This window comes from Mycolicibacterium sphagni, assembly GCF_002250655.1.
Taxonomy (GTDB): Bacteria; Actinomycetota; Actinomycetes; order Mycobacteriales; family Mycobacteriaceae; genus Mycobacterium; species Mycobacterium sphagni.
In genome coordinates this window covers 94,918-120,677 of sequence record NZ_NOZR01000005.1, presented here as the reverse complement: position 1 = coordinate 120,677, position 25,760 = coordinate 94,918, and the positions used below count along the sequence as shown (strand labels likewise).

The following is a 25,760-nucleotide window of genomic DNA, read 5'->3' as shown; positions in this document are numbered from 1 at the left end:
TGGAGCGCTGGGTCCTGCATTTCGACATGGATGCGTTCTTCGCATCCGTTGAACAGCTGACCCGCCCGACTTTGCGCGGCCGGCCGGTCCTGGTCGGCGGGCTCGGCGGCCGCGGCGTGGTCGCCGGCGCCAGCTACGAGGCCCGGGTGTTCGGTGCCCGCTCGGCGATGCCAATGCATCAGGCCCGCCGCATGGTCGGGGTCAGCGCCGTGGTGCTGCCGCCGCGCGGGGTGGTCTACGGCGTGGCCAGCCGCCGCGTGCTGGACACCGTGCGGGCCATGGTGCCCGTTCTCGAACAGCTGTCCTTCGATGAGGCCTTCGGGGAACCCGCCGAGCTCGTCGGCGCGAGTGCGGCGGACGTCGAGGAATTCGCGGAGATGCTGCGCCTCCGGGTTCGTGAGGAGACCGGCCTGGTGGCGTCGGTCGGCGCCGGCTCCGGTAAGCAGATCGCCAAGATCGCTTCGGATTTGGCCAAACCCGACGGGCTGCGGGTGGTCCGTCGTGACGAGGAACGCACCCTGCTCGACGGGCTGCCGGTGCGGCGGTTGTGGGGGATCGGCCCGGTGGCCGAGGACAAGCTGCACCGGCTCGGCATCGAAACCGTCGGGCAGCTAGCCGCCCTGTCCGACACCGAGGCCGCCAGCATCCTGGGCGCCACCATCGGGCCCGCCCTGCACCGGCTGGCCCGAGGCATCGACGACCGGCCGGTCGTCGAACGAGCCGAGGCCAAACAGATCAGCGCCGAGTCGACGTTCCCCGCCGACCTGACGACCATCGAGCAGCTGCGCGACGCCATCGGTCCGATCGCCGAGCATGCCCACCGCCGTCTGGAACGCGACGGCCGCGGCGCGCGCACCGTGACCGTCAAACTCAAGCGCTCCGACATGACCACGCTGACCCGATCGGCGACGCTCCCGTACGCCACCGGCGATCCCGGGACGCTGGCCGCGACCGCGCACCGGCTGCTGCTCGATCCGCGCGAAGTGGGCCCGATTCGCCTTCTCGGCGTTGGCTTTTCGGGCCTGTCCGATGTGCGCCAGGAGTCGCTGTTCCCCGACCTCGACCACATGGAGGGAGCGGTGGCTGACACGTTGGACACCCATGTGCCGGTGCCCGAGGCCGCACCCGAGGCCGGTGGCTGGCGCATCGGCGACGACGTCAGCCATTCCGGGTTGGGCCATGGCTGGGTGCAGGGCGCCGGTCACGGGGTCGTCAGCGTGCGGTTCGAAACCCGCGGAACCGGCCCCGGCGTGATGCGCACCTTCCCCGCCGACAACCCCGAGCTGCTCAAGGCCAACCCCGTCGACAGCCTGGCCTGGGGCGACTACCTCGACGACCTGGCCCGCTCAGCCCCACCTTCCGATGACGTCGACCACGGGTAGCCCCAGACCGAGCGCCGCCATCAGCAGAACCCGCGCCTGACTGCTGCGCAGCTGCGGCACCATCACCGCGCCGGCATTCACCAGGTCGTGCCCCGGCCCGTACAGCGCCGCCGTGTGCCCGCCGGGTACCCGGGTAGTCACCGCGACGGCCAGCCCCCGCGCGCACGCCCGCCGCACGGCCTCGACTACCGGGGAGCCCACGTTGCCCGCACCCAAGGCCTCGATGACAAGCCCGCGAGCTCCGGCAAGAGCGAACGCGTCGATCGCCGACCCGTCGGCACCCGGGTAGGCCGCCACGATATCGACCTGCGGAACGTCAGTCACCGGGCCCAAAAATGCACGTTCCCTATTGCCGGTCATCGAAAAGACCCCGTCGCCGACCGTGCCCACCGGAGGTCGCCCACCGAACAGGCCGGGCCCGCCCACCTTGGTGGTGCCCAATGCGGGCAGCACCGCCCCGGCGAAGCAGATCATCACCCCCAGGTCCCGTGCCTGGGGGCTGGCCGCCACGGCCAGGGCGTCCCGCAGATTGCCCGGCCCGTCGGCGTTCGGGTCGTCAGCGGACAGGGCCGCGCCGGTCACCACCACCGGCGCCGCGCCGCCATAGGTGAGTTCCAGCCACAACGCGGTCTCTTCCATCGTGTCGGTGCCGTGGGTGACGACGACGCCGTCGGCGCCATCAGCCGCCTCGGTGACTGCGGCGCCGATGCGCAACCATTCGGCGGGCGTGAGCTGCGAACTGTCCAGCGTGAACAGGTCGATCACCTGTACGTCGAGGCCGGCGACCAGTTCCGCGCCACCGTGCACGGGTCGCAGCACGCCCTCATCGTCGGCGCTGGTCGAGATGGTCCCTCCGGTGGTAACGACGACGAGTCGCGGCATGCCAAACAGACTAGGGAATGATGGGGGAGTGACCGACGAATCCAGTGCTACGACCGAGTCGCCGCGACGGCTGCGTCTGTTGCTGTCGGTGGCGGGCGTGGTGCTGGCCCTCGACGTGATCACCAAGGTGCTTGCCGTGCGGCTGCTGACCCCCGGTCAACCGGTCTCGATCATCGGTGACACCGTCACGTGGACGTTGGTGCGCAACTCAGGCGCGGCGTTCTCCATGGCCACCGGCTACACCTGGGTGCTGACGCTGGTCGCCACCGGTGTCGTGGTGGGCATCATCTGGATGGGCCGCCGGCTGGTGTCGCCCTGGTGGGCCCTCGGGCTAGGGATGATCCTCGGTGGCGCGCTGGGCAATCTGGCCGACCGGTTCTTCCGCTCGCCGGGCCCGCTGCGTGGACACGTCGTCGACTTCCTGTCCATCGGCTGGTGGCCGGTGTTCAACGTGGCCGACCCGGCCGTGGTCGGTGGGGCGATCCTGTTGGTCGCGCTGTCGCTGTTCGGGTATGACTTCGACACCACAGGTCGCCGCACATCGGAGCCGTCCACCAGCGATGATAAGGCCGAGACGGCCTGATGGCCGAGCGCTCGATGCCGGTCCCCGAGGGGCTGGCCGGCATGCGGGTCGACGCCGGCCTGGCCCGGCTGCTGGGACTGTCCCGCACCACCGCAGCGGCCATCGCAGAGGACGGCGGCGTCGAACTCGACGGTGTGCGGGCCGGCAAGTCCGACCGGCTCGAGGCCGGCGCCTGGCTGAGTGTGCAGATTCCCGAGGAGGCCCCGCCACCCGAGAACACGCCCGTCGAGATCGAGGGCATGACAATTCTGTACTCCGACGCCGATATCGTCGTCGTCGACAAGCCTCCGGGTGTGGCCGCCCACGCGACGGTCGGCTGGCACGGTCCCACCGTGCTCGGTGGACTTGCCGCGGCAGGATTTCGGATCAGCACCTCGGGCATTCACGAACGCCAGGGCATCGTGCACCGCCTGGACGTCGGGACGTCCGGGGTCATGGTGGTCGCGCTGTCCGAGCGGGCCTACACCCTGCTCAAGCGCGCGTTCAAGCAGCGCACCGTCGACAAGCGCTATCACGCTGTGGTGCAAGGACATCCGGATCCATCAAGCGGCACCATCGACGCGCCGATCGGCCGGCATCGCGGCCACGACTGGAAATTCGCGGTCACCGAAGCCGGACGGCACAGCATCACCCATTACGACACCCTCGAAATGTTCCGGGCGGCAAGCCTCCTTGACATCCATCTGGAAACCGGCCGCACCCATCAGATCCGGGTGCACTTCTCCGCGCTGCACCATCCCTGCGCAGGCGATCTGACCTACGGTGCCGACCCTGTGCTGGCCAAACGGCTCGGCCTGGAACGGCAGTGGCTGCACGCGCGCTCACTGGCGTTCGCGCATCCAGCCGACGGCAGGCACTTCGAGATCACCAGCCCGTATCCGGCCGACCTGCAGCATGCTCTCGACCTGCTGCGCGTGGACTCGTGACGGGAACCCGGGGCGACACCAAGTCCGGCGGACTGCTCTACGGGATCGGTGCCTACGGGTCGTGGGGGCTGTTCCCGGCGTTCTTCCCGTTGCTGAAACCGGCTGGCGCGCTGGAAGTTCTGGCCCATCGCATCGTGTGGACACTGGTACTGATGGCGGCCGTGCTGGTGGCCATGCGCAAGTTGTCCGACCTGCGGGCGATCACCGGGCGCACCTGGCTGCTGCTGGTCTGCGCCTCAGGTCTGGTGTCGGCCAACTGGGTCATCTATGTCTACGCCGTCAACAACGGCCACGTGGTCGACGCCGCCCTCGGCTACTTCATCAACCCGTTGGTGAGCGTGCTACTCGGAGTTCTGATCTTTGGTGAGCGGCTCAACGGGGCCCAGCTGGTGGCGCTGATGATCGCGCTGGCGGCGGTGGTGCTGCTGGCCATCGAGGTGGGCGGGCCCCCGTTCATCGCACTCGGTCTGGCCTTCAGCTTCGGCTTCTACGGCGTGGTGAAGAAGGTGGTGCCGGTCGATCCACGCGTCAGCGTCGGTCTGGAGGCTGCGATCGCCGCGCCCTTCGCGATCGCCTACATCGTGGTGCTGCAGTTGTCCGGCCACGGCCAGTTCACCAACAACGGGCCGGGCCACATCGTGTTGATCATCCTGTCGGGTCCGATCACCGCGATCCCGCTGCTGTTCTTCGCCGCCGCCGCCCAACGCCTGCCGCTGGTGACCCTCGGGCTGCTGATGTATCTCACCCCGGCCATGCAGATGACGTGGGGAGTGGTGGTCGGCCACGAACCGATGCCGCCGGCCCGCTGGCTCGGCTTCGCGCTGATCTGGGTGGCCTTGCTGGTGTTCAGCGGTGACGCGCTGCGACGGGCGCGTCAGCCGGCGGCAACACCGAGCTGACGGCGCAACGCGCTGTATTCGGTGTTCAGCTGGGTGCGTAGCCGGTCCACGGCGGCGCGCTTGGACGAGCGGATCGCTCGCGAGTCGGCCAGCGATTCGAGAATCTTCTCGACGACAGCGGCCCCGGTCACCTGATCGGTGCGGATCAGTGATCGCGCGTCGTCGATCGACAGCGCGAAGTCGCGGCATTTCGGTTGGTACTCAAGGGAAACCACCGGGGTATCGGACAACGCCGCCAAAATCCCGGCGTGCAGGCGGCACACGATGGCTGCCGAGCAGCGCGCGAATTCCCGCGCGGCCGCGTCCGCGTCGGGCGGTAGCAGGATCTCGGCGGGCACGCCCTTGAATGCCACCTCCAACCACTTGCGGTCGCTGGGATTCATCAGGATCCCGACGAACCGGTGCCCCCGGCTCGCCAACTCCCTTACCGCGACGGCGATGTGGTCAGCCACCCCGGCGGGGTCATGCCCCCACAGGTCGTCGCCGTAGCCGAGGTTCACCCCGATCAGGCCGTCCTCGACCGGGACGTCGGGTCGCGGCAGTATCAGCGCCGGATCTCCGGTGACCTGCGCGGACACGCCGATGTCGGCGAGTAGGTCGACGCTGCGGGGCCCTCGCACCGACACCGAGTCGAAGTCGGCGAGGATGGGTGCCCATTTCGCCAGCTCGCCGTTGGCGGATCCGCTGCCACGCCCGACGTAGCCGGGATCCTGGACACCGACGCCGATCGCGTACTTTCCGTTGTTCTTGGTGACCGCCAAACCCAGCCTGGCCAGCATCCGGAAATAGCGCACCCCGACGAGTGTCCCGCCGCCCATCACCAGCGTGCTGGGGCGGCGTAACCGTTCCAGGGCAGCGGCGGGCGGGAACACGAATTCATGGGCCAGGCGCGGGACGTCGTTGAAGTCCACGCCGGGAAGCTGCGAGCGGACCGCGTCGTAGATCGCGTCGTCCCCGAGATTGTCCTTCTCGTGGAAGCCCAGATAGGCGACCGTCGAGTCTTGGCTCACGCGAACCGACCCTATACTCATCGACGCGGCCAGGCCGCGCCCGGCGGCGCGGGCCGTCGGAAGCCAGTGGGGGTTAGATGCCGAGCACCGCGATCGACACCGAGCGCAGGCGCGGCTTTTTCACCACGTTCACGGTTCTGCTGGTGGTGTGGGTGGCGGTGCTGCTGACGATCGCGCTGACCGTGATCCCTGACGGCTACTGGTATTCCTATTTCGTCATCGACTACACGGTCGGTTTCATTCGGCGCGGGCTGGCCGGCGAGATCCTCGGCCTGTTCCCCAGGGAGCACTACTTCGGTGCGCTGGCGGTGCTGCGCTGGGTTCCGACGGTCGCCTTCGTGCTCGGACTTGCCGCGGTGGCCTGGACGATCGCGGTCAGATCCGGCCGCTCGCAGCGCCGCCGGCTACTGGCTCTGCTGATTCCGGTGCTGCCGTTCGGATTCGCGTTCGGCCTGTTCTCGGCGCGCACGGATCTGCTGGGCGGGGCCGCGCTCGTCGCGTTCGCGGTTGCGCTGACCAGGGTCACCACCGCGCGTGCGACGCTAATCTCCAGCGCCGCTTACGGTTTGGTACTTGGTGTGCTGACCCTGATCCACGAGGCCACGCCGTTCCTGTTCGGGCTTGGCGTGGTGGCCGCGTTGACCGTGCTCGCCGGCCGGCTGGATGCCAAGGCATTCCGGGCCAGTCTCATGCTCGCGCTCGGGCCGGGCATCCTGATCGCGTTGGCGCTGGCCGTGTTCGGCAGGCACGGGGTGTCGCCGCAGTTGTGCCAGCTGGTGCAACACGGGCCGATGAACCATCCGCTGGCCGGCAAGCCCACCATCGGTCAGTTGTTGAGCGGCTTCCACTACTACGTCGACTATCACGACTGGTTCTGCCGGGCCTTCCTGCCGCTGTTCGACATGAGTTTCGCCGACGGACTGCGGTTCGTCGGCAGCATCGGCGTTGTCGCACTGACCGGCTCGACCGTCTACGGGATCGTCGCGCTGGCCGTCAGCCTGTTGGCCATCGCCCACGTCTCGGGTGTTCCGGTACGGCGCTACGGCGCGCTTCTGCGCGCGCGGCCGCTGACCCTGGCGATCGGGCTGGTGTTGATCCTGCCGGTGTTCGCCACCGGTGTGGACTGGGTTCGCTGGTGGGTCATCATCGCGTTCGACCTGGGCATCGTGTTCCTGTTTTACACGCGGGATCAGCCCGAGGTGGACCTGCCGCCCACCCGGCGCACCCTGATCGTCTTCGCCGTCGGTGCCATCCTGCTGGCGGTGATCCCGATCGGCATCATCCCCGGCTTCGGTGCGCCGGTTCCCATGTGAGTACCGCCAGAATCTAGATCGAGGAGCGCATGTCCGACAATTCCCGCCGCAACCGGCGGATCATGATCGCGGTGGTCGCGGCACTGGCGGCGTTGGCGATCGTGGTCCCGGTCGTCGGCGTGCTGTTGGCCCCGATCCTGAGCAAACATCAGGACCAGGACAGCTCGATGGTCACCACGACCACCACCCCGCCCGCGCTGACCATCAAGCCGCTCGCTTTGCGACCCGTCAACGGGCCCGTCTACGTCGCCAAGCCCGAGGACTGCGTACCTCCGCCCCCGACACCGCCGGAGGCGCCCATGCACATCTGCGACATTCTCAAGTCCGCGATCTACGACCTGGGGCCCGAGGCGCTGCGGGTACAGCTGACCGACGTCGACTCGTTCTTCAACCCGCTGACCAACAAGCAGCTCGTGCAGGTCACCATGACGAGCGGATCCGCGCACGACTTCGCCGAATACACGGCGGCCCACATCGGCGAGCAGGTTGCGTTCGTGCGGAGCGGCGTCGTGGTGTGGGCGCCGAAGATCGCTGAGAAGATCGACGGCGAGGTGCTGCAGCTCTCCGGTGACGTGACGGCCGACCAGGCCAAGGAGATCGCCCGGATGCTGAAGGACGAAGCCTAACTCCCGCCGATTGTCCTGCTCCTCCTCAGACGCTTCGCGCCCGCATCGTCGTCAGGACGGCGAGTACTCGGCCAGGATCTCCGCACCGACGGCGAGCACCACCAGAACGGTGAACACCGTGGCGGCGGGAACCAGGTAGCGCGACAGCGGGGTCTGCCCGGCCCGCACGGTTTCCTGCACGCGCTGATAGCGCCGGCCGACCAGGAACAGGCTGGCCATCGCCGATACGAGGGTGACCAGCACCCCCGGTCCCGGCGGGACGCGCTCGGTCACGCTCCACCGCACGATCAGCGCACCCACCAAGAGTGTGCCGATGATCGTGCGTTGCCAGGCCAGTGCCGTGCGTTCGGCCGCTCCCGCCGGGTCCAGCAGCTCCGAATCGGGATCGTCCATCTAGCGACTGAATTCCGCGAGGTAGACCAGGACGCCTGCGGCCACGACGACGATGCCGACGCCGGTCACGACGATCCGGGGCAGGGGATCGTTGGGTAGCGGCCGATTTTCCCGCAGGGCACGCTCGGTGCGGTCCCATCGCGCGTAGGCCCCGACGGTGATCGCCATCGCCAGCGTCAGCAGCATCACCGTGATCGCGATCCGGAACGGCCGTGGGCCGAAGTCGTGGACCAGGCTGGCCAGCGCGATCGCACCGGCCAGCAGCGCCAAGGCCGTGCGCAGCCACGCCAGGAAGGTCCGCTCGTTGGCCAGGGTGAATCGGTAATCGGGGTCGGTACCCACACTGCGCAGCGGGGGTTTGCGCGCGAACATAAGCATCTGGATATCAGTGCCACCGGCATGGGCGGAAGAGATCGGGCCAGAATTGGCGCCACCCGCCAGACACGTGATGCGACACGCCGAACGGTGTCGGTCGGCAGCCCTAGACTTACGGGCCTATGGGCAAGAACGACTCCTTTGTACATCTGCACAACCACACCGAGTATTCGATGCTCGACGGTGCCGCGAAGATCACGCCCATGCTCGCCGAGGCGCAACGCCTTGAGATGTCCGCCATCGGCATGACCGACCACGGAAACATGTTCGGGGCCAGCGAGTTTTACAACGCGGCCACCAAGGTCGGCATCAAGCCGATCATCGGTGTGGAGGCCTACATAGCTCCCGGGTCCCGTTTCGATACCCGTCGCATTCTGTGGGGCGATCCGGGCCAGAAGAGCGATGACGTGTCGGGTAGCGGCTCCTACACCCACATGACGATGGTCGCCGAGAACGCCACCGGGCTACGCAACCTGTTCAAACTGTCCACGCTGGCATCGTTCGAGGGTCAGCTCGGCAAGTGGTCGCGGATGGACGCCGAGATCATCGCCGAGCATGCCGCGGGCATCATCGCCACCACCGGCTGCCCGTCCGGTGAGGTGCAGACCCGGTTGCGGCTGGGCCACGAGAAGGAGGCGCTGGAGGCGGCCGCCAAGTGGCGGGAGATCTTCGGCCCGGACAACTACTTCCTGGAGCTGATGGACCACGGGCTGTCGATCGAGCGTCGGGTCCGTGAGGGCCTGCTCGACGTCGGGCGCAAGCTCGGCATCCCGGCGCTGGCCACCAACGACTGCCACTATGTGACGCGCGACGCGTCGCACAACCACGAAGCGCTGCTGTGCATCCAGACCGGCAAGACGCTGTCGGACCCCAACCGGTTCAAGTTCGACGGTGACGGCTACTTCCTGAAGTCGGCTGCCGAGATGCGCGCCCTGTGGGACGCCGAGGTTCCGGAAGCCTGCGACTCGACGCTGCTGATCGGCGAGCGGGTGCAGTCCTACGCCGACGTGTGGGCCCCGACCGACCGGATGCCGATCTTCCCGGTGCCAGACGGCCACGACCAAGGCAGCTGGCTGCGTCACGAGGTCGAAGCCGGTCTGCGGCGGCGTTTTCCGGATGTCGTGCCGCCGGAGTACACCGAGCGCGCCAGCTTCGAGATCGACGTCATCTGCGGCAAGGGCTTCCCGTCGTACTTCCTGATCGTGGCCGACCTGATCAACTACGCGCGGTCCATCGACATCCGGGTGGGGCCCGGCCGTGGATCGGCCGCCGGCTCGCTGGTGGCCTATGCGCTGGGCATCACCAATATCGACCCGATCCCGCACGGGCTGCTGTTCGAGCGCTTCCTCAACCCGGAACGTCCGTCGGCACCCGATATCGATATCGACTTCGACGACCGGCGCCGCGGTGAGATGGTGCGCTACGCCGCCGAGAAGTGGGGCAGCGACCGGGTCGCCCAGGTCATCACCTTCGGCACCATCAAAACCAAAGCCGCACTGAAGGATTCGGCGCGTGTCCACTACGGCCAGCCTGGCTTTGCGATCGCCGACCGGATCACCAAGGCGCTGCCGCCGCCGATCATGGCCAAGGACATCCCGCTGTCGGGCATCACCGACCCGAACCACGAGCGGTACAAGGAGGCCGCCGAGGTTCGTGGCCTGATCGACACCGATCCCGACGTGCGCACCATCTACGAGACCGCGCGCGGGCTGGAGGGCCTGGTCCGCAACGCCGGGGTGCACGCGTGCGCGGTGATCATGAGTTCGGAGCCGCTGATAGAGGCGATTCCGCTGTGGCGACGGCCGCAGGACGGCGCGATCATCACCGGCTGGGACTATCCGTCATGCGAGGCCATCGGCCTGCTGAAGATGGACTTCCTGGGTCTGCGGAACCTGACGATCATCGGCGACTGCATCGAGAACATCAAAGCCAACCGCGGGATCGACCTGGATCTCGACACGTTGCCGTTGGACGACCCCAAGGCCTACGAACTGCTGGGGCGCGGCGACACCCTGGGGGTGTTCCAGCTCGACGGTGGCCCGATGCGGGACCTGCTGCGGCGCATGCAGCCCACTGAGTTCAACGACATCGTCGCCGTACTGGCGCTGTACCGGCCCGGTCCGATGGGCATGAACGCGCACAATGACTACGCCGACCGCAAGAACAACCGGCAGCCCATCAAGCCGATCCATCCGGAGTTGGAGGAGCCGCTCAAGGAGATCCTCTCCGAGACCTACGGCCTGATCGTCTACCAAGAGCAGATCATGTTCATCGCGCAGAAGGTCGCCTCCTACTCGATGGGTAAGGCCGATGCGCTGCGAAAAGCCATGGGCAAGAAGAAGCTCGAGGTCCTCGAAGCCGAGTATCAGGGCTTCAAGGAGGGCATGACGGCCAACGGCTTCTCCGAAAAAGCCGTGAAAGCCTTGTGGGACACCATCCTCCCGTTCGCCGGCTACGCGTTCAACAAATCCCACGCCGCCGGCTACGGGCTGGTGTCCTACTGGACGGCCTACCTCAAGGCGAACTTCCCGGCGGAGTACATGGCCGGGCTGCTCACCTCGGTCGGGGACGACAAGGACAAGGCCGCCGTCTACCTGGCAGATTGCCGCAGGCTCGGCATCACCGTGCTGCCGCCCGACGTCAACGAGTCGGTGCAGAACTTCGCCTCGGTGGGCAACGACATCCGGTTCGGGCTGGGTGCCGTCCGCAACGTCGGTGCCAATGTGGTCAGCTCGCTGGTCGCCACCCGCGCCGACAAGGGCAAGTTCACGGACTTCTCGGACTACCTGAACAAGATCGACATCTCGGCCTGCAACAAGAAGGTCACCGAATCCTTGGTCAAGGCAGGGGCTTTCGACTCGCTGAACCACCCCCGCAAGGGCCTGTTCCTGATCCACACCGATGCGGTCGACTCGGTGCTGGGCACCAAGAAGGCCGAGGCGATCGGTCAGTTCGACTTGTTCGGCGGCGGCGGCGATAGCGATGGGGACACTAGCGATTCAGCGTTCACCATCCGCGTGCCCGACGAGGAGTGGGACGACAAGCACAAGCTCGCCCTCGAACGGGAGATGCTGGGACTGTACGTCTCCGGGCATCCGCTCAACGGGGTGGCGCACCTGCTCGCCGCTCAGGTCGACACTCAAATCCCGAACATCCTCGGCGGTGACATCGCCAATGACACCCAGGTGCGGGTCGGCGGCATCCTGGCCGGTGTCAACCGGCGGGTCAACAAAAATGGAATGCCCTGGGCTTCAGCGCAGTTGGAAGATCTCACCGGTGGTATCGAGGTGATGTTCTTCCCGCAGACGTACACGATGTTCGGCGCCGAGATCGCCGACGACGCGGTGGTGCTGGTCGGCGGCAAGGTTCGCATCCAGGACGACCGGATCTCGCTGATCGCCAACGAGCTTGTGGTGCCGGACTTTTCGAATGCGCAGGTGGACCGGCCGGTGGCGGTGAGCCTGCCCACCCGGCAGTGCACCATCGACAAGGTCACCGCGCTCAAGCAGGTGCTGGCCCGGCATCCCGGCACCTCCCAGGTGCACCTGCGGCTGATCAGCGGTGACCGCATCACCACACTGGAACTCGACCAGTCGCTGCGGGTGACACCGTCCTCGGCTCTGATGGGTGACTTGAAGGCGTTGCTCGGCCCGGGCTGCCTAGGCGGCTAGGTCGACTCGGACGATCGCACTCTCCGGCCAGACGTTCGGGTTGCGCAGTCGCGCCCACTTCTCCCGCCAAGGCAGCCCCGCGTCGACGTTCTTGACGCCGGGCAGGTGCAGCAGCGGAACCAGGTTGTACTGCCACCCATACCGGGCCCGTAGCCGCCGGTTGCCGTGTTCGGCCTCCTCGCCGGACAACACCGACGCCCGACCGGTCACGGCAGGCGCGGCGTCGGGCACGCGGCCCTTGTAATCGCACACCCGCAGCTCGACCGCGGGGTTGTTCGTGATCCGCTTCGTTTTGGGCCCGATCTTGGTGCGGAACACGAGCGTGTTGCCGTCCAGGTCGAACCAGATCGGGGTGTCGACGGGGCGGCCGTCGGGGCGGTAGGTCCGCAGCTGGGCGTAGCGGCTGGCGCGCAAAGAGTCCATAGGACACAGTGAAGAACTTAGAGTTGGCTCCAAGTCAAGCTCTGGGAAGAAGGTGACGATGGGCACTGCGCTGACCATCGGAGAGGTGGCGCGGCGCACCGACGTCGCCCCGACCACGCTGCGGTATTACGAGAAGATCGGGCTGCTGTCGGTGCCCTCGCGCGCCGGTGGCCAGCGTCGCTACGACGACACGGTGTTGACCCGGCTCGAGGTGATCGGTCTGTGCAAGGCGGCCGGGTTCACCCTCGACGAGATCGCGGTGCTCCTCGACGACGACACTCCCGGCCGGCCGGCGAGTCGGGCGCTTGCGGAGGGCAAACTCGCCGAGATCGACACCCAGATGGCGACGTTGGCGCGGGCCCGCGGCATCATCGAATGGGCGATGGCGTGTACGTAACGTGGAAACAATGAGCGATCACAGAGCATTCGAATCCCGGCACATCAGCGCGTGGATCAACCGCTCGGCGATCGACGTGTACCGCTACGCCTCCGACCCGGCGCACCTGCCGCAGTGGGCTGCCGGGCTGGCCTCCAGCGAGCTGACCCGGGTCGGCGATACCTGGGTGGCGCAATCCCCGATGGGCGAGATCACCATCGAGTTCAGCCCGACCAACGACCTCGGGGTGCTCGACCACGTCGTCAACCTGCCGTCCGGGGAGCCGGTCTTCAACCCACTTCGTGTGGTGCCCGCGGGCGAGGATGGGTCGGAGGTGGTGTTCACGCTGCGGCGCAGGCCGGAGATGTCCGACGAGGACTACGCGGCCGACGCGACCGCGGTGGCGGCAGACCTGGCCAGCCTGAAGCGGGTTCTGGAGCGCTAGCTGTTCTGGCGCGCGTGGGCGGGCAGCACTGCCAGCACGAACGCCGCCCCGGCCAGGCAGACCATCGCGGCGGTCAGGCACCCAGCGTGAAATCCGGACAGGAACGCGTTGTCGACGGCACCCCGTACCGCGGCGGCGAACGGCGGCGGTGCGTGGCCGGACACTGCCAGCCCTTGGGCCAGGCCCTCCCGGGCAACGGCCTGAGCGGAGGTCGGCATGGCGTTCAGGGCCGGACTGTCGGCGAGATGCCGGATGTAGAGCGTCGAGAAGATGCTGCCGATAACCGCGACCCCGAGGGTGCCGCCCACCTGACGTGTGGCGTCGTTGACCGCTGAGCCCGCACCGGCCTGTTCGGGGCGTACGACACCCATGATCGAGTCGGTGGCCGGCGCCGTGGTGAGACCGAGGCCGCCGCCGAGCAGCACCATCTGCATGGCCATCGTCGGGTAGGTGATGCTCAGATCGCTTGCCGCGATCCAGCCGAATGCCCCGGCAAGTAACAGAAGGCCAACGAAGACAACAATTTTGGTGCCGATGAAGGTGACCGCGAGCCGGGTGCCGAGGATCGATCCAACGGCGATGGACAGCGCGACGGGCAGAATGCGCACACCCGTTTCCAACGGGCTGAAACCTTGCAGCAGCTGCATGAACTGGGTGATCAGGAAGATGAAGCCGAACAGGGCGAAGAACGCGACGGTCACCGCGCCGCTGGCGGCGCTGAACCTCAGATTCGTGAACAGGGAGACGTCGATGAGCGGATCGCGCTGCCGGCGCTCCCACCATGCGAAGCTCACGGCGGCGACCAGTGCGATGGCGAAGCCCGCCAGCGTCGGCGCACTCGCCCACCCGCGCTCGGGGGCTTCGATGATGGTGTAGACCAGCGCACCCAGCATGACCACAGACAGGGTGAGTCCGCCCACATCCAGCCGGTGCTGCCGGTCCCGGGAGGCCGCGGGGATGACGAATGGCGCGGCCACCGCTGCGGCCAGAGCGATCGGTGCCAACGCGAGAAACAAACTGCCCCACCAGAATTCCTCCAGGAGCGCGCCACCGAGGATCGGGCCGATGGCCACACCCAGCCCGGTGACTGCGCCCCAGATGCCGATGGCGGCCGCGCGCTGACGCGGATCGCGGAACGTGTCGGTGATAATCGCCAGCGTGGTGGGAAAGATCAGCGCAGATGCCACCCCCATCACCAGCCGCATGCCGATCAGTGGCCCGGTCGAGGTGCACAGCGCGGCGCCGATACTGCTGACCGCGAACAGGACAAGTCCCGCGATGAGGGTGCCGCGGCGGCCGAACCGGTCGCCGACCGTGCCGCCCGCCAATACGAGTGCGGCGAATGCCAGATTGTAGGCGTCGACGACCCACTGGAGGTCTCGTGTCGAGGCGCCAAGGGCTGAATTCAGCGTTGGCAGAGCGACATTGACGATAGTGGTCTCGACGTTGATAGCCAGTGCCGCCACCAGGACCACCGCGAGGATGGCGACGGGCCGGGCGTGTTGAGGTGCATTGCGCATTGACTCGGGGGAGCGGATCTCGACGGGCATGGGCAGACCCCTATGTTGACGGCGATAACATCAGCGAGCATGCCAGCCTAAGTTAGCGCTGTCAACATGGCCTTAGCTCAGGCTCGCGCCGATGGCGTCGAGCAGCTGGTCGGTGATGAGTTGGTGGCGATCGGGGCGCGTCATACCCAGCGGACCGTCGAGGAACAGGGTCGCCGCGCCGTGCACTGCTGCCCAGGCCGCCTCGTCGAAGCCGTCTCGGTGGTCCTCGGCGAGCATGCCGGCGGCGACCAGGTCGTCGATGCAGCCACGCAGGATCTGGAATGGGTGACGATCGGCGGGCACCGCCTCCTCGCTCGGATCGGTGCCGTCCGGGAGGAACGCCGTGCGGAACAGTCCCGGCTCGGCCAGGGCGAAATCGATGTAGGCCTGGCCGGTGGCGCGAAACCGGGCCAATGCCCGGTCGCGCCGAGGCGTCGCGGCCGGAACGGCGTCCAACGCGGCAACCATCGCAGTACCGATCTGGGTCATGACGTTGGCTTTCACTGCGCCCAGCAACGCCTGCCGGTCGGCGTAGTGGCGATAGGCGGCCGAGTTGCTCACCCCCGCCAGCCGTTGCACGTCGCGCAACACCACCGCGTCGGGACCACCGGCCCGGGCGAGCGCGACGCCGTGCTCGAGCAGTGCCTGCCGCAGGTTGCCATGGTGATACGAGGCGGTCGCCATGTTGACAAGTCTTACATCGCGCCACGTTCTCACAGCGGCGTGATCGGCAAAGTGAGCGCGCTTTATCGCGGCGCTAACGCGCCTCGGCACCTCCCGTAATCTGCGCCGGGCACCGTTGGGGCCGTGGCCGCCGGGGATGACTGTGCTGAGCCCATCCGCACTGCGTGCTCATACTGCGGTGTCGGGTGTGGCGTCGACGTGCACACCCGGCCCGGCCCGGATGGTCCGGTCATCGCCAAGGTCGTCGGTGACCGGCTTCATCCCGCCAACTTCGGCAGGCTCTGCACCAAGGGGGCCACCCACGCCGAACTCATGGCCGATCCCCAGGGCCGCGCTGTCACCGCGCTGATGCGCCCGGCGGGCGGTGAGGAGCTCGTCGCCGCCCCGGTCGACGACGCCGTCGCGACCGTCGGGACTCGGCTGCGCGAGATCCTGGATCGGTACGGTCCGGACTCGATCGCCCTCTACGTGTCGGGCCAGATGTCGATGGAAGCGCAATACCTGGCCACCAAACTGGCCAAGGGTTTCATCCGCACCGTCAACATCGAATCCAACTCACGATTGTGCATGGCCAGCGCCGCATCGGGATACAAGCAGTCCCTCGGTGCGGACGGCCCGCCCGGCTCATACAACGATTTCGATTGTGCCGACGTGTTTTTCGTCATCGGCGCCAACATGGCCGACTGCCATCCCATCCTGTTCCTGCGGATGGCCGACCGGCTCCGTGCCGGCGCCAAACTCATCGTCGTCGACCCCCGCCGCACCGCCACCGCGGACAAGGCCGACCTGTTCCTGCAGATCCGTCCCGGTACCGATCTGGCACTGCTGAACGGTCTGCTGCACCTGCTGGTGGCTGCCGGCGACATCGACACCGAATTCATCGCCGAGCACACCGAGGGCTGGGAGGCGATGGGTGAATTCCTCGCCGACTATCCACCGGCCCGGGTGGCCGAGCTCACCGGCCTGGCCGAGGCCGACGTGCGCTGCGCGGCAACGATGATCGGCCAGGCGGGGGAATGGATGTCAGTGTGGACGATGGGGCTCAACCAGAGCACCCACGGCACGTGGAACACCAACGCCGTCTGCAACCTGCACCTGGCGACCGGCGCCATCTGCCGGCTCGGCAGCGGACCAATGTCGCTGACCGGCCAGCCCAACGCGATGGGCGGCCGCGAAATGGGTTATATGGGGCCGGGATTGCCCGGCCAACGCTCGGTACTCGCCGCCGACGATCGGGCCTTCGTTGAGGACGTGTGGGGCGTGCCGCAGGGAACTATCCGTGCCGACACCAACCACGGCACCATCGACATGTTCGAGGCAATGGCGGCCGGGGGCATCAAAGCCTGCTGGATCATCTGCACCAATCCGGTGGCGTCGGTGCCCAACCGCACCACCGTCATCACCGGCCTGGAGAGTGCCGAGCTGGTGGTCACCCAGGACGCCTACGCCGACACCGCCACCAACCGGTATGCCGACGTCGTGCTGCCGGCGGCGCTGTGGGCCGAATCCGACTCGGTCATGGTCAATTCCGAGCGAAACCTGACCCTGGTGCGTCAATGTGTCGCCCCGGCGGGCCAATCCCGTCCCGACTGGCAGTTGATCTGCCAGGTGGCCGGTGCCATGGGATTCGGAGCCGACTTCGATTACGACTCCAGCGAGCAGGTCTTCGACGAGATCCGCCGGTTCGCCAATCCCAAGACCGGCTACGACCTGCGCGGCGCCAGCTATCAGCGGCTGCGGCAGACGCCGCTGCAGTGGCCCTGCCCACCTGACGACGACCAGGACCGGCATCCCATCCGCTACGTCAACGACGGCGTTCTGGCGTTCCCCACACCGTCCGGTCGCGGAGTGTTTCACGCCCGGCCCCACATGGATGCGCGCGAATTACCTGACGACGACTACCCGTTCGTCCTCAACACCGGGCGGCTGCCGCATCAGTGGCACACCATGACCAAGACCGGCCGGGTGGACAAGCTCACCAAACTCAACGGAAAACCGTTCGTGGAGATCAACACCGACGACGCCACGACGCTCGGCATCGCCGAAGGCCAAAGCGTCGAGCTGCAATCCCGCCGGGGGCGGGCCGTTCTGCCCGCCGTGGTCACCGACAGGGTCAGGCCGGGTAACTGCTTCGCACCGTTCCACTGGAACGACGAGCACGGCGAATACCTGGCGATCAACGCCATGACCAGTGACGCTGTCGACAAGGACTCACTGCAACCCGAGCTGAAAGTGTGCGCCGTCAGTGTGCGCCCGACCAAGACCAGCACCGTGCAGCCGGCCTTCACTGACGACGAAACACAATACCTCGCAGGATTTCTCACCGCGCTGGCCGGTGACGTCCAAGGCGTGCCGATCCTGCTGGCCGGCACCTACTCCCGCACCGGTGGCGCCGCCGTCGCGACCGAGCCCGCACCGGGCCCGTGGGTGCTGTGGGCATCGCAGACCGGAAACGCCGAGGAGTTCGCCGGTCGCATAACAGAACAATGTGCGGCCGTCGGGCTTTCGGCCCGATTGGTCAGCATGGACGACTGTTCGCTCGACGACCTCGCCACCGCCCGTGACATCCTCGTAGTGACCAGTACCTTCGGCGACGGCGGCCCACCCGACAACGGCGCCGACTTCTGGGAGCGACTCCTGGCGCCCGACGCTCCCGACCTGCGCGGGCTTCGGTTCGCGGTGTTGGGCATCGGCGACCGGTCCTACGGCCAGTTCTGCGGGCACGCACAATCGCTGGACACCCGGCTGGCCGAGCTCGGCGCCAATCGCCTGATTGAGCGTAATGACTGCGAAATCCACGACGAGGAATCGCTATCCCACTGGGCCACAGAGGTGATGGGACTCGTCAGCGGCGGCGCATCAACCTCCGTCGCGCCACCCAAGCCCCGTCCCGCCGAGCCGTTCACCCGCGCCGATCCGTTGGCCGCCCGGCTGAGCCGCAACATCAGGCTCACCCCGGCCTCGGCGGCGAAAGAGGTCCGCCAGTTCGGGTTCGACCTCTCCGAACACGACGTCACCTATGCCGTCGGTGATTCGCTGGGCGTGCAGCCCACCAACAGCGACGACAGCGTGAACGCATGGCTGGCGGCCACCGCCCTGCGAGGTGACGAGGTCGTCGAGGTCGACGGCGCCGAATACCCGTTGCGGCAAGCGCTCACCCAGCACTACGACATCTGCCGCCTGACGCCGAACCTGGTGAACTTCCTGGCCGATACGGCTGCCGACAAGGCGATTGCCAAGCAGTTACGCATCGCGCTGTCGGAGCTGGACACCTGGCGTGCGGGGCGCAACGGCCTCGACGTCCTACGCGACTTCGCACCTCGGGCCAGTGCCCAGGACTGGCAGAAGGTCCTCGTCCGGCTCACCCCGCGGTCGTATTCGATCTCGTCGAGTCCGCTGGTCAGTCCTCGCGAAGCGCAGCTGACGGTGTCGGTGGTGCGTGGGGGAGTGTGCTCGACCTATCTGGCCGAGCGTGCCAAAGATGTTGCCACACCGATATTCCTGCAGCGCTCGCCGCACTTCCGTCCGCCCGAGGATCGCTGCGCGCCGATAGTGATGATCGGCGCAGGCACCGGTATTGCGCCGTTCCGCGGATTTCTCCAGGAGCGACGGGCACTGGGGCACACCGGACGCAACTGGCTGTTCTTCGGTGACCAGCACCGCGCCGAGAACTTCTACTACGGCGACGATTTGATGGACATGGTGTCCGACGGTTTCCTGAGTCGCCTGGACCTGGCGTTCTCGCGTGATCAGGCCAAGCGAATCTATGTGCAGAACAAGATGATCGATCGCGGCGCCCTGCTGTGGAGCTGGCTACAGGATGGCGCCCACGTCTACGTCTGCGGCGATGCGACCACTATGGCGGCCGGCGTCGACGCCGCGCTGAACACGATCATCGGCAAGCACGGACTGCTCGACCCTGAGCGGGCACGCGAATACAAGCGCGAACTCGTCGCCACCAAGCGGTATCTGCGTGATGTGTACTGACCTCACCGCGGCCCCTATGCCAAAGTGAGAAGGTTGTGACACTGCGATCACCGCCTGCAGCGAAGGCGCAACAAAGAATTCCTACCGTTGGCGCATGCAGACTTCATCCACTCGCAGTGGTTACGACATCGACGACTGGGACGCCGAGGACGTCGACGCCTGGAACAACGGTGGCTCGACAATCGCACGCCGCAACCTGATCTGGTCGATCTTCGCCGAGCACGTCGGATTCTCGGTGTGGTCGATCTGGTCGGTGATGGTGTTGTTCATGCCGCAAAACGTCTATCACATCGACGCGGCAGGCAAGTTCTTCCTGGTGGCCGTTCCCACCCTGGTGGGCGCCGTTCTGCGCATCCCCTACACGTTCGCTACCGCGCACTTCGGCGGCCGCAACTGGACCATCTTCTCGGCGCTGGCACTACTGGTCCCCACCGCGTTGACGCTGTACTTCATGGCACACCCCGGCGCCTCGTACACGACGTTCTTGATCGTGGCCGGTTTCGCCGGATTGGGCGGCGGAAACTTCGCCTCCTCGATGACCAATATCAATGCTTTCTACCCGCAGCGGTACAAGGGCTGGGCGCTGGGTCTCAACGCCGGCGGCGGCAACATCGGTGTCGCTGTCATCCAGCTCGTCGGGCTTCTGGTCATCGCAACGGTTGGCAACCGGTCGCCGCATTTGGTATGCGCCACCTACCTGGTGTTGATTGCTTTGGCGGCGGTCGGCGCATCGTTCTTCATGAACAACCTGACCAATCAGCGCAGCGACGCGCGATCGCTGATCGACGTTCTGGCATACCGTGATTCGTGGCTGATCTCGCTGCTCTACATCGGCACTTTCGGCTCGTTCATCGGATTCGGCTTCGCCTTCGGGCAAGTCCTGCAGATCAACGCCCTGGCCGGACTGTCGCACGGCGGACCCGTCACCGCCGCGATGACCGCCCAAGCATCCCTACATGCCGCCCAGATCGCCTTCCTCGGACCGGTTCTCGGCTCCCTGTCCCGCCCGCTGGGCGGCTGGCTGTCCGACCGCTTCGGAGGCGGCCGGGTCACCCTGTACACCTTCGGTGCGATGATCGCCGCTGCCGGCGGTCTGGTTGCGGCGGGAACCGTCGATGTCGCCGTCATCGCCGGCTTCATCGCGTTGTTCATCCTGTCCGGCATGGGCAATGGCTCGGTGTACAAGATGATTCCGTCGATCTTCGAGGCGAAATCGTGCGGCCTGGACGGGCTCAGCGCAGCCGAACAGCGGGCCTGGTCGCTGCGGATGTCCGGTGCGCTCATCGGAATCGCCGGTGCCATCGGGGCCCTCGGCGGGGTCGGCGTCAACATCGCACTGCGGGCGTCGTACTTGTCGCCGGCGAAGTCGGCGACCATGGCGTTCTGGGTCTTCCTCGGCTTCTACGTGCTATGCGCGGCCATCACCTGGGTGGCCTACGTGCGTACCCCGAAGAAGGCCGGCGCGATCACCAGCGACGTCCCCGCGGTCGACAGCGCCGCAGCCGCCGCATGACCGCCGCGGCGCGCACCGTCGTGGTCGTCGGCCACGGAATGGTCGGGCACCGGTTCGTCGAGGCACTGCGCGACCGTGACCGCGACGGTTCCTGGCGGGTGGTCGTCTTGTGCGAGGAACCCATGGCGGCCTACGACCGGGTGGGATTGTCCTCCTACATCGATGGCTGGGACCGCATGAGACTGGCACTGTCCGGAAACGATTACGCCGGAGATGATCTGGTGGATCTGCGGGTCGGCAAGCCCGCCGCGGCGATCGACCGGTCCGCGCGTGAGGTCATCACGTCGACGGGGGAGCGGATCGGCTACGACGCGGTGGTGCTGGCGACCGGCTCCTACCCGTTCGTGCCGCCGATCCCCGGCAGCGACCTGAGCCGCTGCTTCGTCTACCGCACACTGGAGGACCTGGACGCCATCCGCGCGACGGCTTCGGCAGCCGGCACCGGCGCTGTCGGCATCGTCGTCGGTGGTGGCCTGCTGGGTCTCGAAGCCGCCAACGCGCTGCGCATGCTCGGCATGACTCCGCATGTGATGGAACGGTCCCCGCGCCTGATGCCCATCCAGGTCGACGACGGCGGCGGGGCGCTCCTGAACCGGCTGATCACCGAACTCGGCATCACGGTGCACACCGACGTGGCGTCCACCGATATCGTCGACACCGGTGACGGGATCACCGTGTCGCTGTCCAACGGCGAACAGCTCGACGCCGCGATGCTGGTGTTCTCCGCGGGCGTGCGCCCCCGCGACGAGCTGGCCCGTGAATGTGGCCTGCCGATCGCCGAACGCGGCGGGGTGATGACCGATATCAGCTGCACCACCGAAGATCCGCGCGTATTCGCCATCGGTGAGGTCGCCGCTGTCGAAGGCCGCTGCTACGGCCTGGTCGCGCCCGGCTACAGCATGGCCGAGGTGGTGGCCGACCGGCTGCTTGGTGGCACCGCCGAATTCCCCGGTGCCGATCTGTCCACCAAACTCAAGCTGCTCGGCGTGGATGTCGCGAGCTTCGGCGACGCACACGCCAGCACCCCCGGGGCGCTGGAAGTCGTGCTCAACGACGCCGCCAAGGGCACCTACGCCAAACTCGTGGTCTCCGATGATGTTTCGACCCTGCTGGGCGGAATCCTGGTCGGCGACGCCACCGCGTACGCCACCCTGCGCCCGCTGGTCGGCCGTCCGCTGCCCGCCGACCCCGCGTCACTGATCTCACCGGCCGGCGCCGAAGTCGGTGTGGGAGCCCTGCCCGACGATGCCCAGATCTGCTCGTGTAACGCGGTGACCAAACACGGCATCTGCAGCGCCATCGCAGGCGGCGCACACGACGTACCGGCGATCAAGTGTGCGACTGCGGCCGGAACCTCTTGCGGCAGTTGCATTCCGATGCTCAAGCGCCTGCTCGAAGCGCAGGGCGTGTCGATGTCCAAGGCGCTCTGTGAGCATTTCGAGCAGACCCGTGCCGAGCTGTTCCAGATCGTCGCCTCGACCGGCATCCGCACGTTTTCGGGGCTGATCGGCGCGTACGGCACCGGGACGGGTTGCGATATCTGCAAACCCGTCGTGGCCTCGATCCTGGCGTCAACCTCATCCGATCACATCCTCGACGACGAGACGGCCGGCCTGCAGGACACCAACGACCACTTCCTGGCCAACATCCAGCGCAACGGCACCTATTCGGTCGTCCCGCGGCTGCCCGGCGGTGAGGTCTCGCCGGAGAAACTGATGGTGATCGCCGAAGTGGCAAGGGATTTCAACCTCTACACCAAGATCACCGGCGGCCAGCGCATCGACCTGTTCGGTGCCCGCGTCGAGCAGCTGCCGCTGATCTGGAAGCGGCTGGTCGACGCCGGCATGGAATCGGGCCACGCGTACGGCAAGTCGTTGCGCACGGTCAAGAGCTGTGTGGGCTCGATCTGGTGCCGCTATGGCGTGCAGGACTCGGTGGCCATGGCCGTCGATCTCGAATTGCGCTATCGCGGTCTGCGTTCGCCGCACAAGATCAAGATGGGTGTGTCGGGGTGCCAGCGCGAATGCGCGGAGGCTCGCGGCAAGGACGTCGGCGTGATCGCCACCGAGAAGGGCTGGAACCTCTACGTCGGCGGTAACGGCGGCGCCACCCCCAAGCACGCCCAGCTGCTGGCCGGCGACGTCGACTCCGAAACCCTGGTCCGCTACATCGACCGCTACCTGATGTTCTACATCCGCACCGCGGATCGCCTGCAGCGCACCGCGGTGTGGCAGGAGACCATTGAGGGTGGACTCGATCACATCAGGGACGTGGTCTGCGGGGACTCGTTGGGCATCGCCGACGACCTGGACGCCGCGATGGGCCGGCATGTCGAGGGGTACTCCGACGAATGGGCCGGGGTGCTCAACGACCAGGACAAACTGTCGCGCTTTGTATCCTTCGTGAACGCTCCCGATCAGCCGGATCCGACCGTGGCCTTCGACGAGAGCGGGCCGCGGAAGGTGCCGCTGCTGCTGGGTATGCCGAGCAGCGTCAACGCGGCCGAAAGCCGTCCGTAACAGTTGCGAAACATGACCGCTCTATCAAGGGCTTTGGAGGCTTGAAATCATGACGGTTCTCGCGGATAGAAGCGCCGGGCTCGACCTGGATGTCTGGACGCCCGCGTGCGAGCTGCGTTCGCTGCTCGCCGGACGGGGTGTGGCGGTGTTGCTGCCCGACGGTGCCCAGGCTGCCCTGTTCAAGCTGGCCGACGGCACGCTGGCCGCGGTAGGCAATATCGACCCCTTCGGCCGGGCCGCGGTGATGTCGCGCGGAATCGTCGGGGATCGGCGCGGTGAGCCGACCGTGGCCTCGCCCTTGCTCAAGCAGGTGTTCTCCCTTGTCGACGGTCGGTGCCTCGACGACGAGTCACACGCACTGCCGGTCTACGACGTCAGGGTGGTCGATGGATTCGTCCAGATCAGAAGTCGCTGACCCGTTGGCCGGCTTCACCGTCGGGGTGACCGCCGCGCGCCGGGCTGAAGAACTCATCACGCTCCTGGAGCGTCGCGGTGCCGCCGTCGTCCACGCGCCGGCGATCCGGATCGTGCCTCTCGTCGACGACGTAGAGCTGCGCCGGGTGACCACGCACCTGATCGACGAGCCACCCGACCTGGTCGTGGTGACCACCGGCATCGGCTTTCGCGGTTGGGTCGAGGCCGCGCACGGCTGGGATGTCTCCGACGAGCTGACCGCCGCCCTGGAGTCGACACGCATCCTGGCTCGCGGGCCCAAGGCGCGCGGCGCGGTCCGCCAGGCCGGACTCTGCGAGGAGTGGAGCCCGGAATCGGAGTCGTCGGTGGAAGTGTTGGAACGCGTGCTGTCCGAAGGGGTGGATCAGCTGCGCATCGCGGTGCAGCTGCACGGCGCGGCCAGTGAGTGGGAGCCCGATACCGATATCTGCGAGGCGCTCGCCCGTGCGGGTGCTCAGGTGATCAAGGTGCCGGTATACCGCTGGGAGCCGCCCGACGACTCACGTCGCATCGACCAGCTGATCGGCGCGATCGTCAACTCCGATGTCGACGCCGTCAGCTTCACCAGTGCGCCGGCCGTCGCGTCGGTGCTCGAACGCGCGAAATCCTTTGGCGCACTGGATTGTCTGATCCACGCGATGCGCAACAACGTGGCCGTGTTCTGCGTCGGGCCGGTGACCGCGACTCCGCTGACCCGGCTGGGGATTGATGCCCGGTATCCGCAGCGCTACCGGCTCGGCGCCCTGGCCCGGCTGATCACCGACGAATTGCCCAGCCTGGCAAGAAAATACCGCGCAGGCGGGCACGACATCACTGTGCGCAGCGCCAGCGTCGAGGTAGACGGGGAACTGAAGGTGTTGCCACCCGCCGCGATGGCCCTGCTGCGCCGGCTGCTGGTGGCGCCCGGTCTGGTGGTGACGCGCGAAGAACTGCTGGCCGAACTTCCCGGCGGCGGCGATGACACCCACGCGGTGGAGACCGCGATGGCGCGGCTGCGCTCGGCGCTGGCTGCTCCCCGTGTGGTCCAGACGGTGGTCAAACGCGGCTACCGGCTGGCACTGGACCCGGCGGCGACATGACACCAGAACTGATCCTGGTCGCCCACGGCACCCGAAACCCCTTGGGGCTGGCCACCATCACCGAGATCGCCTCAGCTGTCGCCGGGCATGTCGGCACCGTGCGCACCGCTTTCGTCGACGTCCTCGGGCCCAATCCCCGTGAGGTGCTGGAGAACACGGCGAACTCGGTTGTCGTCGTACCCGCGTTCCTCGCGTCCGGCTACCACGTCAACGCCGACCTGCCGGCCCGGGTGGCCGAAAGCGGGCACACCGACGTGACGATCACGCCCGCGCTGGGGCCCGACCCGATCCTGGCCGAGATCATGCGCGGCCGGCTCGCCGAAGCCGGCTGGACACCTGGTGATCCGGTCGTGATGGCTGCGGCCGGCTCGTCGGATCCGGCGGCCCGCGCAGAACTGGTCCACGCGGCCGAACTGCTGGCCGAGCTGGTTGGCGAAGTGCACCTGGGTTTCGTCGCGACCGGCGCGCCAGGCGTCGCCGACGTGGTCGCTCGCGTCAACGATCCCAGGCGGCGGGTGTTCATCGCCTCCTACCTGCTCGCACCCGGGGTGTTCCACACCAAACTCGGCCATTGCGGCGCGCACGCCGTCACCGAGCCGCTGGGGGCGCATCCCGATCTGGTGGCGCTGCTGGCCCATCGCTTCACCGCGCCGGTCGGCATACGCTAGGCA

General features: G+C 67.2%; 22 protein-coding genes. 15 read left to right on the top strand and 7 right to left on the bottom strand.

Annotated features, from left to right (window positions below; translation table 11 throughout):
* Positions 1-26 precede the first annotated feature (26 nt).
* Positions 27-1,382, top strand: coding sequence for a DNA polymerase IV (locus tag CG716_RS07715; protein WP_094478397.1), 1,356 nt, complete (start codon positions 27-29; stop codon positions 1,380-1,382).
* On the opposite strand, the gene CG716_RS07710 is transcribed toward CG716_RS07715, so the two are convergent.
* Complete coding sequence (locus tag CG716_RS07710) at positions 1,347-2,264, bottom strand: asparaginase (protein WP_094478118.1); 918 nt, start codon at positions 2,262-2,264, stop codon at positions 1,347-1,349. The two genes, CG716_RS07715 and CG716_RS07710, sit on opposite strands and share 36 nt — an antisense overlap.
* On the opposite strand from CG716_RS07710, the gene lspA reads away from it, so the two are divergent.
* From lspA to rarD, 3 genes are read left to right on the top strand one after another with little or no spacing between them, the layout of a single operon-like run.
* Positions 2,263-2,847, top strand: coding sequence for a signal peptidase II (gene lspA / locus CG716_RS07705; protein WP_094478116.1), 585 nt, complete (start codon positions 2,263-2,265; stop codon positions 2,845-2,847). The genes CG716_RS07710 and lspA overlap by 2 nt on opposite strands.
* Complete coding sequence (locus CG716_RS07700; protein ID WP_094478114.1) at positions 2,847-3,773, top strand: RluA family pseudouridine synthase; 927 nt, start codon at positions 2,847-2,849, stop codon at positions 3,771-3,773. The genes lspA and CG716_RS07700 overlap by 1 nt, the downstream gene beginning before the upstream one ends.
* Complete coding sequence (gene rarD / locus CG716_RS07695; protein ID WP_094478112.1) at positions 3,770-4,672, top strand: EamA family transporter RarD; 903 nt, start codon at positions 3,770-3,772, stop codon at positions 4,670-4,672. Before CG716_RS07700 ends, rarD begins: the two co-directional genes overlap by 4 nt.
* Here the strand turns inward: rarD and CG716_RS07690 are convergent.
* Positions 4,648-5,682 carry a polysaccharide pyruvyl transferase family protein gene (locus tag CG716_RS07690; protein ID WP_094478110.1) on the bottom strand — a complete coding sequence of 345 codons (1,035 nt, stop codon included), beginning with the start codon at positions 5,680-5,682 and terminating at the stop codon, positions 4,648-4,650. The two genes, rarD and CG716_RS07690, sit on opposite strands and share 25 nt — an antisense overlap.
* A gap of 77 nt (positions 5,683-5,759) precedes the next feature.
* Between CG716_RS07690 and CG716_RS07685 the strand changes: the two genes are divergently transcribed.
* Together CG716_RS07685 and CG716_RS07680 are read left to right on the top strand one after the other, a co-directional pair.
* Positions 5,760-6,995, top strand: coding sequence for an Rv1490 family membrane protein (locus CG716_RS07685; RefSeq protein ID WP_094478108.1), 1,236 nt, complete (start codon positions 5,760-5,762; stop codon positions 6,993-6,995).
* 29 nt (positions 6,996-7,024) lie between these two features.
* Complete coding sequence (locus tag CG716_RS07680; RefSeq protein WP_094478106.1) at positions 7,025-7,621, top strand: SecDF P1 head subdomain-containing protein; 597 nt, start codon at positions 7,025-7,027, stop codon at positions 7,619-7,621.
* A 51-nt stretch (positions 7,622-7,672) separates the two neighbouring features.
* Here CG716_RS07680 and CG716_RS07675 read toward each other — a convergent pair whose 3' ends face one another.
* Together CG716_RS07675 and CG716_RS07670 are read right to left on the bottom strand one after the other, a co-directional pair.
* Complete coding sequence (locus CG716_RS07675) at positions 7,673-8,014, bottom strand: DUF202 domain-containing protein (RefSeq protein ID WP_094478104.1); 342 nt, start codon at positions 8,012-8,014, stop codon at positions 7,673-7,675.
* Positions 8,015-8,392: a DUF202 domain-containing protein gene (locus tag CG716_RS07670; RefSeq protein WP_337360769.1), complete on the bottom strand. Its 378-nt coding sequence runs from the start codon at positions 8,390-8,392 to the stop codon at positions 8,015-8,017.
* Between the two features lie 119 nt (positions 8,393-8,511).
* Between CG716_RS07670 and dnaE the strand changes: the two genes are divergently transcribed.
* Positions 8,512-12,060, top strand: coding sequence for a DNA polymerase III subunit alpha (dnaE, locus tag CG716_RS07665; protein ID WP_094478100.1), 3,549 nt, complete (start codon positions 8,512-8,514; stop codon positions 12,058-12,060).
* Here dnaE and CG716_RS07660 read toward each other — a convergent pair.
* Positions 12,049-12,483: a PPOX class F420-dependent oxidoreductase gene (locus tag CG716_RS07660; protein WP_094478098.1), complete on the bottom strand. Its 435-nt coding sequence runs from the start codon at positions 12,481-12,483 to the stop codon at positions 12,049-12,051. The genes dnaE and CG716_RS07660 overlap by 12 nt on opposite strands.
* Positions 12,484-12,541: 58 nt before the next feature.
* On the opposite strand from CG716_RS07660, the gene CG716_RS07655 reads away from it, so the two are divergent.
* Both CG716_RS07655 and CG716_RS07650 read left to right on the top strand, forming a co-directional pair.
* Positions 12,542-12,880, top strand: a complete 339-nt coding sequence (locus CG716_RS07655; protein WP_094478096.1) for a MerR family transcriptional regulator — start codon at positions 12,542-12,544, stop codon at positions 12,878-12,880.
* Between the two features lie 10 nt (positions 12,881-12,890).
* Complete coding sequence (locus CG716_RS07650; RefSeq protein ID WP_094478094.1) at positions 12,891-13,304, top strand: SRPBCC family protein; 414 nt, start codon at positions 12,891-12,893, stop codon at positions 13,302-13,304.
* Here CG716_RS07650 and CG716_RS07645 read toward each other — a convergent pair.
* Positions 13,301-14,854: an MFS transporter gene (locus tag CG716_RS07645; protein WP_094478092.1), complete on the bottom strand. Its 1,554-nt coding sequence runs from the start codon at positions 14,852-14,854 to the stop codon at positions 13,301-13,303. The two genes, CG716_RS07650 and CG716_RS07645, sit on opposite strands and share 4 nt — an antisense overlap.
* Before the next feature lie 72 nt (positions 14,855-14,926).
* Positions 14,927-15,538: a TetR/AcrR family transcriptional regulator gene (locus tag CG716_RS07640; RefSeq protein WP_094478090.1), complete on the bottom strand. Its 612-nt coding sequence runs from the start codon at positions 15,536-15,538 to the stop codon at positions 14,927-14,929.
* A gap of 123 nt (positions 15,539-15,661) precedes the next feature.
* On the opposite strand from CG716_RS07640, the gene CG716_RS07635 reads away from it, so the two are divergent.
* From CG716_RS07635 to CG716_RS07610, 6 genes are all read left to right on the top strand, one after another.
* Positions 15,662-19,525, top strand: a complete 3,864-nt coding sequence (locus tag CG716_RS07635) for a bifunctional nitrate reductase/sulfite reductase flavoprotein subunit alpha (protein ID WP_234817746.1) — start codon at positions 15,662-15,664, stop codon at positions 19,523-19,525.
* Positions 19,526-19,619: 94 nt separating this feature from the next.
* Entirely contained in the window at positions 19,620-21,038 is a 1,419-nt protein-coding gene (locus CG716_RS07630; protein WP_094478088.1) for a nitrate/nitrite transporter, read from the top strand.
* Positions 21,035-23,557 carry a nitrite reductase large subunit NirB gene (gene nirB / locus CG716_RS07625; protein WP_094478086.1) on the top strand — a complete coding sequence of 841 codons (2,523 nt, stop codon included), beginning with the start codon at positions 21,035-21,037 and terminating at the stop codon, positions 23,555-23,557. Before CG716_RS07630 ends, nirB begins: the two co-directional genes overlap by 4 nt.
* 49 nt (positions 23,558-23,606) lie before the next feature.
* A complete protein-coding gene (gene nirD / locus CG716_RS07620; protein ID WP_094478084.1) occupies positions 23,607-23,972 on the top strand; it encodes a nitrite reductase small subunit NirD in 366 nt (121 codons plus the stop codon).
* Positions 23,944-25,089: a uroporphyrinogen-III synthase gene (locus CG716_RS07615; RefSeq protein ID WP_094478082.1), complete on the top strand. Its 1,146-nt coding sequence runs from the start codon at positions 23,944-23,946 to the stop codon at positions 25,087-25,089. Before nirD ends, CG716_RS07615 begins: the two co-directional genes overlap by 29 nt.
* Positions 25,086-25,757, top strand: coding sequence for a sirohydrochlorin chelatase (locus CG716_RS07610; protein ID WP_094478080.1), 672 nt, complete (start codon positions 25,086-25,088; stop codon positions 25,755-25,757). The genes CG716_RS07615 and CG716_RS07610 overlap by 4 nt, the downstream gene beginning before the upstream one ends.
* The last annotated feature ends 3 nt before the right edge of the window (positions 25,758-25,760 follow it).

What these genes read in the sequence shown, in the direction of transcription:
- CG716_RS07715 (WP_094478397.1), top strand. Translation starts at nt 27, where the DNA reads ATGGATGCGTTCTTCGCATCCGTTGAACAGCTGACCCGCCCGACTTTG.
- lspA (WP_094478116.1), top strand. Translation starts at nt 2,263, where the DNA reads ATGCCAAACAGACTAGGGAATGATGGGGGAGTGACCGACGAATCCAGT.
- CG716_RS07710 (WP_094478118.1), bottom strand. Translation starts at nt 2,264, where the DNA reads ATGCCGCGACTCGTCGTCGTTACCACCGGAGGGACCATCTCGACCAGC.
- CG716_RS07700 (WP_094478114.1), top strand. Translation starts at nt 2,847, where the DNA reads ATGGCCGAGCGCTCGATGCCGGTCCCCGAGGGGCTGGCCGGCATGCGG.
- CG716_RS07685 (WP_094478108.1), top strand. Translation starts at nt 5,760, where the DNA reads ATGCCGAGCACCGCGATCGACACCGAGCGCAGGCGCGGCTTTTTCACC.
- CG716_RS07680 (WP_094478106.1), top strand. Translation starts at nt 7,025, where the DNA reads ATGTCCGACAATTCCCGCCGCAACCGGCGGATCATGATCGCGGTGGTC.
- CG716_RS07675 (WP_094478104.1), bottom strand. Translation starts at nt 8,014, where the DNA reads ATGGACGATCCCGATTCGGAGCTGCTGGACCCGGCGGGAGCGGCCGAA.
- CG716_RS07670 (WP_337360769.1), bottom strand. Translation starts at nt 8,392, where the DNA reads ATGCTTATGTTCGCGCGCAAACCCCCGCTGCGCAGTGTGGGTACCGAC.
- dnaE (WP_094478100.1), top strand. Translation starts at nt 8,512, where the DNA reads ATGGGCAAGAACGACTCCTTTGTACATCTGCACAACCACACCGAGTAT.
- CG716_RS07660 (WP_094478098.1), bottom strand. Translation starts at nt 12,483, where the DNA reads ATGGACTCTTTGCGCGCCAGCCGCTACGCCCAGCTGCGGACCTACCGC.
- CG716_RS07655 (WP_094478096.1), top strand. Translation starts at nt 12,542, where the DNA reads ATGGGCACTGCGCTGACCATCGGAGAGGTGGCGCGGCGCACCGACGTC.
- CG716_RS07650 (WP_094478094.1), top strand. Translation starts at nt 12,891, where the DNA reads ATGAGCGATCACAGAGCATTCGAATCCCGGCACATCAGCGCGTGGATC.
- CG716_RS07645 (WP_094478092.1), bottom strand. Translation starts at nt 14,854, where the DNA reads ATGCCCGTCGAGATCCGCTCCCCCGAGTCAATGCGCAATGCACCTCAA.
- CG716_RS07640 (WP_094478090.1), bottom strand. Translation starts at nt 15,538, where the DNA reads ATGGCGACCGCCTCGTATCACCATGGCAACCTGCGGCAGGCACTGCTC.
- CG716_RS07630 (WP_094478088.1), top strand. Translation starts at nt 19,620, where the DNA reads ATGCAGACTTCATCCACTCGCAGTGGTTACGACATCGACGACTGGGAC.
- nirB (WP_094478086.1), top strand. Translation starts at nt 21,035, where the DNA reads ATGACCGCCGCGGCGCGCACCGTCGTGGTCGTCGGCCACGGAATGGTC.
- nirD (WP_094478084.1), top strand. Translation starts at nt 23,607, where the DNA reads ATGACGGTTCTCGCGGATAGAAGCGCCGGGCTCGACCTGGATGTCTGG.
- CG716_RS07615 (WP_094478082.1), top strand. Translation starts at nt 23,944, where the DNA reads ATGGATTCGTCCAGATCAGAAGTCGCTGACCCGTTGGCCGGCTTCACC.
- CG716_RS07610 (WP_094478080.1), top strand. Translation starts at nt 25,086, where the DNA reads ATGACACCAGAACTGATCCTGGTCGCCCACGGCACCCGAAACCCCTTG.